The sequence below is a fragment of the Pseudomonas sp. GW821-FHT09C08 genome (assembly GCF_059418125.1).
Map to the genome: position 1 here is coordinate 563992 of NZ_JBWKPG010000001.1, position 12702 is coordinate 576693.

The window sequence follows — 12702 nt, forward strand, 5'->3', positions numbered from 1 at the left end:
AAACGACCGGAGTACGGAGTTTTTTCGTTTGCCCGCTGTCTTTACTTTGGCCCAGGTTATGCACACATGGGTTTACCACCCGGTGCGAGTACCTTGAACCATGGACTTTTCAATCAGACATGCCGGTTTTAATGCAGCAAAGGTGGACATCCTCATGATGCGTCTTTGTGCTGTTATGGTTCTTTTCCTGCTGGGCGGCCTGATTTCAGTGCATGCCGCGCCTGCGCCGCACCCGCATTGGAGTGTGGGCTTCCACCGCATGACGTTTCTCGACCCGCTCGACCTGCAGCCGATGAAAGCCGTCGCCTTCTACCCCTCTACCGGGCTTGAGCACACCACGCAGTTGGGCGCCTATCATGTCGCGGCCACTGAAGATGCGAAGATCGCCATCGGGCGTTTCCCGATGCTGATGCTGTCCCATGGCAACACCGGCACGCCGCTGGCCCTGCATGACCTGGCCACCTCGCTGGCGCGCAAAGGCTTTGTAGTGGTGGCGGTGCTGCACCCGGGTGACAACTACAAGGACCACAGCCGCCTTGGCACCGTGAGCAACCTGTATGGCCGGCCGATCCAGATTTCCGAAGCCATCACCGCCACCCTGGGCGACCCGATGCTGTCGCCGTTCGTCAACGTCAATCAGGTCGGGGTCATCGGCTATTCGGCCGGGGGTGAAACCGCGTTGATCCTGGCGGGGGCCAAGCCGGATTTCGACCGCCTGCGCCGCTATTGCCAGGAGCGCCCGGAAGACCGCGACGCCTGCACCACCAAAGGTGAGCTGGTGGTTGACCGTGACGACCTGCAACCGCAATCCGACCCGCGTATCCATGCCTTGATGCTGATGGCGCCGCTGAGCTTGATGTTCGGCCGTCAGACATTGGCTGATGTGCATGTGCCGGTGTTGCTCTACAGCGGCGACGGCGACAAGCTGGTAGCCGTGGACAAGAACGCCGCGGCCCTGGCGCGCAAGTTGCCGGAGCCGCCGGACTTCAAGCTGCTGGCAGGGGCCGGGCATTTTGTGTTCATGGCGCCGTGCGACAGCGATCAATTGGCGGCGATGCCGGCGATCTGCACCGATGCCGATGGCGTCGACCGCGAAGGCATCCACCGTGACCTGATCTCCGAGGCCGGGCGCTTTTTCGGCCACACCCTCGGCCAATCCACCCGCGCCGGGTTGCAGACTGCCGATCAGTAAGCGCGACGCTTGAGCGACACCGTCAAGCCCAGGCCGGTGACCGACAGCAGCGCTGCGCAGAAGAAAATCCAGCCGTAGCCGAGGTTCAGCGCCACGGCGCCGATCAGTGGTCCGGCAATCGCCAGGGCCAGGTCGAAAAACACCGCATAGGCACTCAAACCCGCGCCCCGGCTGCTGTTGGGCACTTGCTTGATGGCTTCCACGCCGAGCGCCGGATACACCAGCGACAAGCCGAAACCGGTCAGCCCGGCACCGATCAAGGCCACGCCAGTGGAGGGTGCCAGCCACAGCAGCGTGAGGCCCACGGTCTCGATGGTCATGCAGGCAATGGCCGCGCGAAAGCCGCCGAAGCGGCTGATCGCCGAGATGAACACCAGCCGCGACAGGATAAAGCACACGCCAAAGACCGTGAGGCAGTACGCCGCGCCGGCCCAACCGCGGTTGAGGTAATACAGGGTAATAAACGTGGTCAGCGTGCCGTAGCCGATCGACGCCAGGCACAGGCTCGCACCAAACGGCGCGATGCGCCCGAACACGGCCCAGAACGGCAGGCGCTCGCCACGCACCACCGGCACCGAGGGCTTGTTGCGGATCAGCACCAGGCCCAACGCCGCCAGTACCGTCAGGGCGATGCCCAGACTGCTGTAGCCATAGTCGGCGACCATCACCACCCCCAGCGGTGCGCCGATGGCGATGGCGCCGTAGGACGCAATACCGTTCCAGGAAATCGAACGCGCGGTGTGTTCGGCGCCCACCGCGCCCATGCACCAACTGATGGTGCCCACGCCGATCAGGCCCTGGGCCACACCCAGCAGCAGCCGGGCGGCAATCAGGATGGCCAGGCTCAAGTTGGGCAGGCTTTCTGCCAGCGTGGCGAAAAACGTCAGCACACCACTGAGCAGAATGCCCGCCAGGCCCAGGACGATCGCGCGCTTGGTACCGACGTTGTCGGACATGCGCCCGGCCATGGGGCGGCTGAGCAGGGTGGCCAGGTACTGCGAGCCAATGGTCACGCCGGCCACTACTGCGCTGAACCCCAATTGCTCGTGCACATAGCCAGGAATGACCGCGATCGGCAGGCCGATGCAGATGAACGCGATGAAGGTGTAGAAGACAATGGAGACGATCTGCAGGGTGATCGACAGGGAGCTGGGGGCGGCGTCAGACATGGTCACTCATTCGCGGGCGGGCGGTGAGGGCATGATGGCAAGGGGCAGGGGGAAAAGGAAGCAGGCTAACTACTTTGTTTGAAGTGGAGTGGGGCTTTGATTTTGGTGAGCAAGCTTATTTGTAGTGTGCAGGCTTATTGCAGTGTGCAGGCCTATTTGTGGTGAGCAAGCTTATTTGAGGTGGCAGGCTTATTTGAGGTGAGCAAGTTTATTTGAGGTCAGCAAGCTTATTTGAGGTGAGCAAGCTTATTGTGGCGAGCAGGCTTGCCCTGCGTTGGGCTGCGAAGCAGCCCCTATAAAAAGCACCGCGTTCTGCCAGACAGAGCGCGGTGTTTGAATTTAGGGCTGCTTCGCAGCCCAACGCAGGGCAAGCCTGCTCACCACAATAAGTCTGTCAGCGACAATAGGCCTGTCAGTCACAGCAGGCTTGCAAGTCACAGCAAGCCTGCTCACCACAACGACGCGATTTAGAACACCACGCCTTGGCTGCGCAGGTAGTCGTCGTAGGTGCCGCTGAAGTCGATCACGCCGGTGGCGCTCAACTCGATGATGCGCGTGGCCAGGGACGATACGAACTCGCGGTCGTGGCTGACGAAGATCAGCGTGCCCGGGTAGTTCTCCAGCGCCAGGTTCAGCGCTTCGATGGACTCCATGTCCAAGTGGTTGGTCGGTTCGTCCATGATCAGCACGTTCGGCTTTTGCAGGATCAGCTTGCCGAACAGCATGCGGCCTTGCTCACCACCGGAAATCACCTTGACCGACTTCTGGATCTCGTCGTTGGAGAACAGCATGCGACCCAAGGTGCCACGGATCATCTGCTCGCCTTGCGTCCACTGGCCCATCCAGTCGAACAGGGTGACGTCGTCTTCGAAGTCATGCGCGTGGTCCTGGGCGTAGTAGCCCAGTTCCGCGGCGTCGGTCCACTTGATGCTACCGGCATCCGGGGTCAGTTCGTTGACCAGGGTGCGCAGCAGGGTGGTTTTGCCGATACCGTTCGGGCCGATGATCGCCACGCGCTCGCCGGCTTCAACCTGGAAGCTGAAGTCCTTGAACAGCGGCTTGCCGTCGAAACCCTTGGCCATGCGCTCGACGATGACCGCCTGGCGGTGCAGTTTTTTGTTCTGTTCGAAACGGATGAACGGGCTCACGCGGCTCGAAGGCTTGACCTCGGCCAACTGGATCTTGTCGATCGCCTTGGCACGCGAGGTGGCCTGCTTGGCTTTCGAGGCGTTGGCCGAGAAGCGGCTGACGAACGATTGCAGTTCGGAGATCTGCGCTTTCTTCTTGGCGTTGTCCGACAGCAGCTGCTCGCGGGACTGGGTCGCCACGGTCATGTACTCGTCGTAGTTACCCGGGAACAGGCGCAACTCGCCGTAGTCCAGGTCAGCCATGTGGGTGCACACGCTGTTCAGGAAGTGACGGTCGTGAGAGATGATGATCATCAGGCTGGAGCGCTGGGTCAGGATGTTTTCCAGCCAGCGGATGGTGTTGATGTCCAGGTGGTTGGTCGGTTCGTCGAGCAACAGCACTTCAGGGTCGGAGAACAGCGCCTGGGCCAGCAGCACGCGCAGTTTCCAGCCGGGCGACACTTCGCTCATCGGGCCGAAATGCTGTTCCAGGGGAATGCCCAGGCCCAACAGCAGTTCGCCGGCGCGGGATTCGGCGGTGTAGCCGTCCATCTCGGCGAACTCGGTTTCCAGCTCGGCGACGGCCATGCCGTCTTCTTCGCTCATTTCCGGCAGCGAGTAGATGCGGTCGCGCTCGGCCTTGACCTTCCACAGTTCCTCGTGGCCCATGATCACGGTGTCGAGTACGGTGAATTCTTCGTAGGCGAACTGGTCCTGGCGCAGTTTACCCAGGCGAACATTCGGCTCCAGCATGACCTGGCCGCCCGACGGATCGAGGTCGCCACCGAGGATTTTCATGAAGGTCGACTTGCCGCAACCGTTGGCACCGATCAGACCATACCGGTTGCCGGCGCCGAACTTGACCGAAACGTTCTCGAAGAGCGGCTTGGCGCCGAACTGCATGGTGATGTTAGCTGTGGAGATCAATTACTTTACCTATCAATGGGTTGCGAGCGTGGCGGCAGGAGCCTTCAGGCATGCATCAACAGCGACATCAAGGCGCGAAACCCGGTCGCTGAGCAAAAAATGGGGGATGTGTGTTGGAATTTGGCGCGCATTGTCGCATATGTCAGGCGACAGTTGTATGGCAGGCGAAAGATGCTTTCACCAAGGTCTCCGGCATCGCCAGCCAGACCAGCGCCAAGGCCACCGCAGCCACGCCCGCGAGGGTCAGGAACGCCGCGTTGTAGCCAGCCTGTTGCACCACCAGGCCGGCCAGGCTGCTGCTCAATGCCGCGCCCAGGCCAAATACCGTCGACAGCGCGCCCAGGCTGACGTTGAAGCGTCCGGTACCCTGGGTCAGGTCCTTGACGATCACCGGGAACAGCGCACCGAAGATCCCTGCGCCGATGCCATCGAGCATTTGCACCGCCACCAGCCAGTAGGGGTCGTTGGACAGCGTATAGAGCATTGCGCGCAAGGGCAGAATCAGGAAACCGGCGAGCAGCAGCGGCTTGCGTCCCCACACATCGGCCTTGAGGCCCACCAGCCAGGCCATTGGCACCATCACCAATTGCGCCGCGACGATGCAGGCCGACGTCAGTGGCGTGGCCATCTGCAGGTTGATTTGCGCCAGCTTCTGGCTGACCAACGGCAGCATGGCGGCATTGGCCAGGTGAAACAGCGCACAGCAAATGGCAAACACCAGCAGGGGGCGGTTGGCCAACAACACGCTAATGCCGGACGGCTGTTCGTGGTCATTGGTGTGGGCAGGGTCGAAACCACGGGCGACCTCATGGTCGATCGCCTTCGCCGAGACGCAACTGACGGCAACGATACTGGCTGCCGCCATAAACCCCATCAGGTAAAACACCACCACCGGACCAAACAGATACGCCAGGCCCCCGGCCAGTAACGCGGCCACGGCATTGCCGGCATGATTGAAGGTCTCGTTGCGCCCGGTGCGGCGAGTAAAGGCGCGCGGCCCGGTGATTCCCAGAGAGATGGCAGAGATGGCGGGGGCGAAGACCGAGGCAGCAATGGCGCTGGCCGCCTGGGTAACGGCCACCAGGCTGAAAGAACTGACAAATGGCAGCAGCAGGCAACTGACCGTCACCAAAATCGCCGCCACTGCAATGACCGCACGCTTACTGCGCGTGCGATCAATCAGTGCGCCCGCCGGGCCTTGAGTGATCAGCGCGGCAATCCCCGCCAGCGTCATGACCACGCCGATGCTGGCCGGGTCCCACTTGTGTACCGCCAGCAGATAAATCGCCAGGTACGGACCGAGGCCGTCGCGCACATCTGCCAGAAAGAAATTCAGGCCGTCCAGGGATAGGGTATTACGCAGATCGGAGGGCTTGGCCATGGCGCGGTCTTCGCAGAGGGTGTTCAACGGCTGAACACTGCATGGCGTAGTGACCTGCAAGGTTTGCGTTAAGTTTCGTACGTCTTCCGGGGTTTTAATCCGCAGGCTCTTGGCTTATTTTCAGTCCCTCGCTGTAACAATTATCTGGAGACGCAATGGACATGCCCTCAGCTCAGCAGGCGATTACCTCTAACAAGGATGCCTGGGACCAATCCGCCGGCCTGCACAGGACCACCGACACCTGGAACGCGCTGCTCAGCCGGGTCGGCGCTGCGGACTTTTCCTGCCTGGACCCCACCATCACCGGCTTGCTGCACGACATCGGCGTCGCGGGCAAGGACGTGGTGCAACTGTGCTGCAACAACGGTCGCGAAAGCCTGTCACTGTTCGGCCTCGGCGCGCGTTCGGTAGTGGGAGTCGACCAATCCCGGGCGTTTTTGCAGCAGGCCCATGAGTTGGCTGCGGTTTCTCCGCACAGCCCGGAATTTATCGAAAGCGATATTCACCAGTTGCCGCATCACCTGCACGGGCGATTTGATATTGCCCTGGTGACCATCGGTGTGCTGGGTTGGATGCCGGATGTGGCACTGTTCATGCGCCATGTCGCCGACACCTTGAAGCCCGGCGGCACGCTGGTGATGTATGAAACCCATCCGTTCCTGGAGGTGTTCGACCCCCGCGCGCAAAATCCGCTGCTGCCCGCCCATTCGTACTTCCAGCGTGAGCCGTTTGTGCTGCAGGAGTCGATTGTCTATGAAGGGCAGGGCGAAGTGGCCGGGCCGACCTCCTATTGGTATGTGCATACGCTGGGGGATGTGGTCAGTGCCGCGATTGATGCGCAGCTGCAGATCAACCACCTGCAGGAATACGCCCACTCCAATCGCGAAGAACTCTACGACCAGTACGAGCACCAGCCTGCGCAATTACCCCTGTGTTTTACCCTCGCCGCGACCAAGCGTGCGCCCTGAGTCGGGGCTTTCCGACCGGCCAAAAAAAGCCCGCGAGGAGAGGCGGGCTAAGGGATTCACTGGAGTAGGTAGGCTTCACCCTATAGACCCGCAAGTGAACGCTTTGTGAAAATGCTGTCGCAAGTTCGGATGAACCGGGGTCAAGTACGGCGTACGAAAGTGCGCATGGTTTGACCTGGGCCAGTACTGAACGAGAGGGGCCTGGGCATACTTTCATCTGCGGCAATAAACACAAACTCATCCCCTTCGAGGCGATAACTGGCGGGCAATTGCTTGCCGGCATCCTCTCCCATGGAGTCCACCCAGGTAATGCTCTTGGGAACCGTGGTGCTGTCCAGGGAAAACCGTCCAGCCAGCAATACCTCGCCACTGACGGTCTTCACTTCGAAGTGCTCGCCGGTAATCGTGGTGATTGCGCCTGGAGCGGTGTGGGCGTCGGGGGGATTGAGCACGCCGTTGTCTTCGAGTGAGGTCTGCTCCCAGGCACCTTGCAGGGCTAGAAAATCCGGGTCTGAAATGGATGACATACAAATTCCTTTTTTGCTGAAGGACCAATCGCTGGTCGTTAGGGACAATGTGGCAGGTTTGCGTACCAGAAGCTTAACCGCGTGTAGGAATTGTCTTATTTTTCAGGTTTAAATGTAATTTTTCCTTTCCCGACAGGCAATTAGCGTTACTTTGCCTGGCCGCCGGGTAACGTCTCGTAACGGACCGTCTATGCTCCGGGTGTCTGCCAGTCATGACACCCGGGTAACTGATATGAAACGTCACGCCGTCAGGTGTGAAGGTTCAATCAATTGGGTGGTCCCTCTGCCGGCAGAGGGCCATGTGTATCGTGTGCCCGGACGTTGCCCCCTGTTTATTCAGTCGTTATCCAGGTTTGATTTTTTGGGCACTGGATTTCAACTCATCAGGGTGTATGAATCTTGAATAACACTCCCCAGCTTCATCAACATTTACCGTCGGACGAGATTGATCTATTTGAACTGTTTCACGCGATCTGGAAGCAAAAGAAACGGGTCATCGGTTGCACGATTCTGGCGGGCCTTCTGGGAGTAGGCTACGCGTTTCTGGCACCCAGGGTTTACCAGGTGAGCAGTGTGCTTCGGCCTGCAGCGATCAATGAATTGGATGCCCTGAATCGCTCTGACGTCTACCGGCTGCCGCCCGCCGAGGCATTGGCCAAGGTGGGCATGCAATTGGACTCTTACGAGACCCGCCTGGGTTTTTTCCGGGCAAACCCGGCACTGTTCGAAGCGTTCCAGCGTCCAGGGCGAAGCCTGGAGCAGAGCTTTGAAGCGTTCAACCGCAATGCCATCAACCTGATGTTGCCGGATCCGAAGAAATCCGAACCCCTCAACAATTCGATCCGGGTGGAGATGCAGTACCCCACGGGCATTGACGGCGTGGCGATTCTCAACGGATTCGTCGACTACGCGATTGCGCAGGAGCGCAGCCAAGTGGGCGCGGATTTCAAGGTGATCGTCAACAACCGTCTCAATGAGCTCAAGGGCAAAATTGACGCGGCACGGGGCAATTACGAAACCGCCAAGGCGGCGAAAATCGCCAGGCTTTTGGAGGACGATAAGGTCAAGCGCGCGCGACTGCAGGACGAACTCAGCGCCTTGCACTTGCAACTGAAGATGGAGCGTACCAGCCACCTGGCGGAACTCGACGAGGCGATCTCGATTGCCAGGGCTGTCGGCATCCGGACTCCCACTGCGCCCTCGGCCATGGGCGCTGATGCTTCCGGTAGATCCAGCCAGGTCATGCGCACCGTGGTGACCAACCAGAAGCTGCCGCTGTATTTCATGGGTACGGAAGTCCTGGAAGCTGAGCGCAAGGCACTGCAACGGCGTACCAACGATGATTTCACCAACAGTCGTGTCGCCGAGATCAGCAAGGAACTGCGCATGCTTGATGTGAATCGTGAGGTCGAGGTGCTCAACGATCGCAAGAATGAGGACATATTCCTGCAGAACGTGGAGCCCTTGTGGGCAGAAGAGGCCCGGCTGCGGAGCCTCAACATCGACATGAGTACGTTGAAATTGGTGACGGTGGACCGCCAGGCCCAGGAACCGCTGAACCCGATAAAACCCAAGGGCGCGTTGATTATCGCCCTTAGCGTGGTGGCCGGGCTGCTGCTGGGTATATTGCTGGCATTGATTACCCACTTCGCGCAGGTGCGACGTGAAAACGGGCCTTTTTCGGTGACCGCCGATCGCCGTCTCCCGCTGCGCTAGCGCGGGCCAGACACCTCGCGGGCGGGCTGTAAAGCCTGCCCGCCGAGGTCGTCGCCCATCACATTCACAAGGCAGCTTTTCACAATTCTTAGTTAACTTTTGGTTACAACTTGTGGCTAAATAACTGCCAATGGCCACGAACCAGGTTGTCAACCAGGCTTGGTGCCGATTGTGTGAATTGTGATTTCAGGTGCTGCTATCCATCCTCGGCCGTTGTGGGCGCGCAGGAGCAGCCTGTTCTCTTCTGACTTGTGACGAAATCCCTTGAAACTCATCATTGTTGTTCTCTACGTTGCCTCCATCGCGTATGTACACCTGCGCGGTCGAGTGCGGCACAAGCTGGGCCGTCAGCTCAGCGATCACTCGACCTTCCTTGCACCGATCAACTGCTTTCTCTACCTCTTCTCCAAGCTGCCCAGCCGACCGTACCTGTCGCCCAGTGATTTTCCCGACCTGAGCCCGTTGCAGGAGCACTGGGAGGAAATCCGCCAGGAAGGCCAGAACCTGATGCGGGCCGGCGAAATCAAGCGTTCCGACCAATACAACGACGTCGGCTTCAACTCGTTTTTCAAGTCTGGCTGGAAGCGTTTCTACCTGAAGTGGTATGGCGACAGCCACCCGTCGGCGATGAAGCTGTGCCCGCGCACCACCGAACTGGTGCAGAGCATCGGCTCGATCAAGGCGGCCATGTTCGCCGAGCTGCCACCGGGCTCGAAACTGGTGCGTCACCGTGATCCGTATGCCGGGTCGTACCGCTATCACCTGGGCCTGGAGACGCCGAACGATCCTGGCTGCTACATCAATGTGGATGGCGAAAACTACTACTGGCGCGATGGCGAGCCGGTGATGTTTGACGAGACCTACATTCACTACGCCGAAAACACCACGCAGCAGAACCGCATCATCCTGTTCTGCGACATCGAGCGGCCAATGAAATACCGCTGGGCCGCCGCCTTCAATCGCTGGTTCAGCCGCAACGTGATGGCCGCCGCCGGCTCGCCCAACGACGATGGGGACAGGACCGGCGGGCTGAACCGTGCGTTTACGCGCCTGTACAAGATCCGCCTGCGCGGCAAGGAACTGAAAAAGCGCAACCGTACGCGCTACTACCTGGAAAAGTGGGCGATCTTCGCTGCACTGGTGTTGATCTTCGTGCTGATCTGACACAGGGCAAGGGCACGACTCACGTCGGTGGTGTCGCGCCCAGCTTGTCCCACATCTTGCGGGTGATCTTCTGCCGATTGGCATAGCCCGCCCACGGGTCACTCTTCAGGCTATTCAAGCGTTCCTGCAGGTTGGCCACCGTCCATTGCTGCGCACCGCGCAACCCCTTCAACTCCTCGCGACTCACCGGTACCGATACCGGCAGGCCCGGGCGTGCCCGCACGGAATAGGCCGCCACTGTACTGGCGCCTCGCGCGTTGCGCAGGTAATCGATAAAGATTTTGCCGACACGGTTCTTTGGCCCGGAGGTGGCGGTGAAACGCTCGGGCAGTTGTGCGGTCATGAACTGCGCGACAGCCTTGGCGAAGGCTTTCACCGTGTCCCAGCCATCGCGCCGCGCCAGCGGGACGATCAGGTGCAAGCCCTTGCCGCCGCTGGTCTTGACGTAGGCCTCCAGGCCCAGTTCGTCAAGCACCGACAGGGTCAGCTGCGCCGCTTCCAGCATGGTTTTCCAGGGCAGTGCGGGGTCCGGGTCGAGGTCCAGCACAAACAGGTCCGGTGTCTCGATCTTGTCCGTGGTGGCGCCCCAGGTATGCAGCTCGATGGTGCCCATTTGCACGGCCCCGAGCAGCGCGCGAGGGCTGTCGATTTCCATCAGGCGGGCGTGGCCTGGGTCCAGTGACGGGTCAAGTTGCTTGATGTTGGGAATGGCCAGGCGCTCCGAGTGCTTCTGGAAGAACTGCTCGCCGTCGACGCCCTCCGGCGCCCTCAGCAATGAGACGGGCCGGTGGCGCAGGAAGGGCAGGACCCACTCGCTGATGCTCTGGTAAAACGCGGCCAGTTGCTGCTTTTGCGTGCCGCTTTGGGTGTCGATGATCCGCTCGGGGTGCGTAATGTTCACCCCGTCGCTGGTTTTTTTCACACTGGAGGCCTTGGGGGCTTTCAGCGATTTGGCCGTGCGCGGCTGCTCATGGATGATCTGTGCGGCGGGCTTGTCGCTGCGCATCCCTACAAACGCAGCCTGGCGCACCACGCCTTCGCGGGTCCACTCGGCAAATTGCACCTCGCCGACCAGTGTCGGCTCTACCCAGTGCACGCCACGCGCCTGGGCACTGGTCAGGGGTTTTTCCAATGCGGAGGCCTTGCGTTCCAGCGGCGTGAGCTGGGCGTAGATGGCTTTCAACGCAGCCTGGTCAAAGCCGGTGCCGACCCGCCCGGCATAGACCAGGCCGCTGTCGTCATTGACGGCCAGCAGCAGGGCGCCAAAGCCGCTGCGTGAACCCTGGGGCCGGGTGTAGCCGACAATCACGAACTCCTGGCGCAGCCGGCACTTGAGCTTGATCCAGTCGGCATTGCGGCTGGAGCTATAAGGGCTGCCCGCACGTTTGCCGATCACGCCCTCCAGGGCCAGGTCGCAGGCGCTCTCGAAAATATCGCGCTGGTTGGCGGCGAACGCTTCGGAGAAACGCAGCAGTTTGCTGCGGCTGCCGGACAACGCAGTCTTGAGGGCGGCCCGGCGCTGCTCCACCGGCGCCTCGCGTTGGTCCGCGCCGTTGAGGAACGGCGCGTCGAACAGGTAGTAGACGATGTCCAGGCTGCGGCCGACATCAAAGGCGTTCTGCAACGCCTGGAAGTCCGGCAGGCCGTCGCCGTTCAGGCTTACCATTTCGCCGTCGAGCCAGCTGTCCTTGAGCTTGAGTGCTTGCAAGGCCTTGGCCTGGCGCGGCAGGCGCTCGGTCCAGTCGTGGCCGTTGCGTGTAAACAAGCGCACCTCGCCATCGCGGATGCGCGCCAGCATGCGGTAGCCGTCGAACTTGATTTCATACAGCCAGTCGCCTTCGGGAGCGCGGTCGACCAATGTCGCCAGCTGCGGGGAAAATTGCTCGGGGAGGGCGGTTGCAGCCTTCTTCGGCTTGGCCTTGGCCTTGAGTTTGGGTTTTGCGGTTGGCTTGGGCGCGCCTAGGGATGCGTCGCTGAGTACGCTGTCAGGTTCGGCCGCAACGATATCGTACTCGGCGGCGGGGCGCGCCTGCGGGTCTTTTTCCTTGATCAGCAGCCATTGTTCTTTGTCGCCGCTGCCCTTGAGGCGCGTACGCACGAGCGTCCAGTCGCCCGAGAGTTTTTCACCGACCAGGGTGAATTTGAGCTTGCCGGCGGCGTAGGCCTTGCGCGGCTCGTCATGCGGTTGCCACACGCCGCGATCCCATACGATGACATCGCCGGCCCCGTACTGGCCGGCGGGGATGCTGCCCTCGAAGCTGCCGTAGCCGAGCGGGTGATCTTCAACGTGCACCGCCAGGCGTTTCTGGCTCGGGTCCAGGCTCGGGCCCTTGGGGACCGCCCAACTCAGCAGCACACCGTCCAGTTCCAGGCGAAAGTCATAGTGCAGGTTGCGCGCGGCATGTTTCTGGATCACGAAACTCAGCGCCGAGGCCTTGCGTTTGCCGGTCGGCGTGCTGCCTGACGGTTCGGCGGTGATTTCAAAATCGCGCTTGCGGTTGTATTCGCTCAAAGGCTTTGCCATGGCGTGC

At 60.8% G+C, this 12702-nt stretch carries 9 protein-coding genes; 4 read left to right on the top strand and 5 right to left on the bottom strand.

Annotation, left to right across the window (positions count from 1 at the left end):
* Nucleotides 1–154: 154 nt before the first annotated feature.
* Nucleotides 155–1192 carry an alpha/beta hydrolase family protein gene (locus tag AC07OJ_RS02235; protein ID WP_065904995.1) on the top strand — a complete coding sequence of 346 codons (1038 nt, stop codon included), beginning with the start codon at nucleotides 155–157 and terminating at the stop codon, nucleotides 1190–1192.
* Here AC07OJ_RS02235 and AC07OJ_RS02240 read toward each other — a convergent pair.
* The 3 genes from AC07OJ_RS02240 to AC07OJ_RS02250 form a co-directional block, all read right to left on the bottom strand.
* Entirely contained in the window at nucleotides 1186–2361 is a 1176-nt protein-coding gene (locus AC07OJ_RS02240) for an MFS transporter (protein WP_495093816.1), read from the bottom strand. The two genes, AC07OJ_RS02235 and AC07OJ_RS02240, sit on opposite strands and share 7 nt — an antisense overlap.
* A 467-nt stretch (nucleotides 2362–2828) precedes the next feature.
* Nucleotides 2829–4415, bottom strand: coding sequence for an ABC-F family ATPase (locus AC07OJ_RS02245; RefSeq protein ID WP_010210624.1), 1587 nt, complete (start codon nucleotides 4413–4415; stop codon nucleotides 2829–2831).
* 142 nt (nucleotides 4416–4557) lie between these two features.
* Entirely contained in the window at nucleotides 4558–5796 is a 1239-nt protein-coding gene (locus tag AC07OJ_RS02250) for an MFS transporter (RefSeq protein ID WP_106805676.1), read from the bottom strand.
* A 155-nt stretch (nucleotides 5797–5951) separates the two neighbouring features.
* On the opposite strand from AC07OJ_RS02250, the gene AC07OJ_RS02255 reads away from it, so the two are divergent.
* Entirely contained in the window at nucleotides 5952–6764 is an 813-nt protein-coding gene (locus AC07OJ_RS02255; protein WP_495093817.1) for a class I SAM-dependent methyltransferase, read from the top strand.
* Nucleotides 6765–6904: 140 nt separating this feature from the next.
* On the opposite strand, the gene AC07OJ_RS02260 is transcribed toward AC07OJ_RS02255, so the two are convergent.
* On the bottom strand, nucleotides 6905–7291 hold the full coding sequence (locus AC07OJ_RS02260; protein WP_201144292.1) for a TIGR03067 domain-containing protein: 387 nt from the start codon (nucleotides 7289–7291) through the stop codon (nucleotides 6905–6907).
* Nucleotides 7292–7690: 399 nt separating this feature from the next.
* On the opposite strand from AC07OJ_RS02260, the gene AC07OJ_RS02265 reads away from it, so the two are divergent.
* Together AC07OJ_RS02265 and lpxO are read left to right on the top strand one after the other, a co-directional pair.
* Entirely contained in the window at nucleotides 7691–9007 is a 1317-nt protein-coding gene (locus AC07OJ_RS02265; RefSeq protein WP_495093818.1) for a Wzz/FepE/Etk N-terminal domain-containing protein, read from the top strand.
* Between the two features lie 264 nt (nucleotides 9008–9271).
* Nucleotides 9272–10171: a lipid A hydroxylase LpxO gene (gene lpxO / locus AC07OJ_RS02270; protein WP_495093819.1), complete on the top strand. Its 900-nt coding sequence runs from the start codon at nucleotides 9272–9274 to the stop codon at nucleotides 10169–10171.
* A gap of 19 nt (nucleotides 10172–10190) precedes the next feature.
* On the opposite strand, the gene ligD is transcribed toward lpxO, so the two are convergent.
* On the bottom strand, nucleotides 10191–12695 hold the full coding sequence (gene ligD / locus AC07OJ_RS02275; RefSeq protein ID WP_495093820.1) for a DNA ligase D: 2505 nt from the start codon (nucleotides 12693–12695) through the stop codon (nucleotides 10191–10193).
* Between the last annotated feature and the right edge of the window lie 7 nt (nucleotides 12696–12702).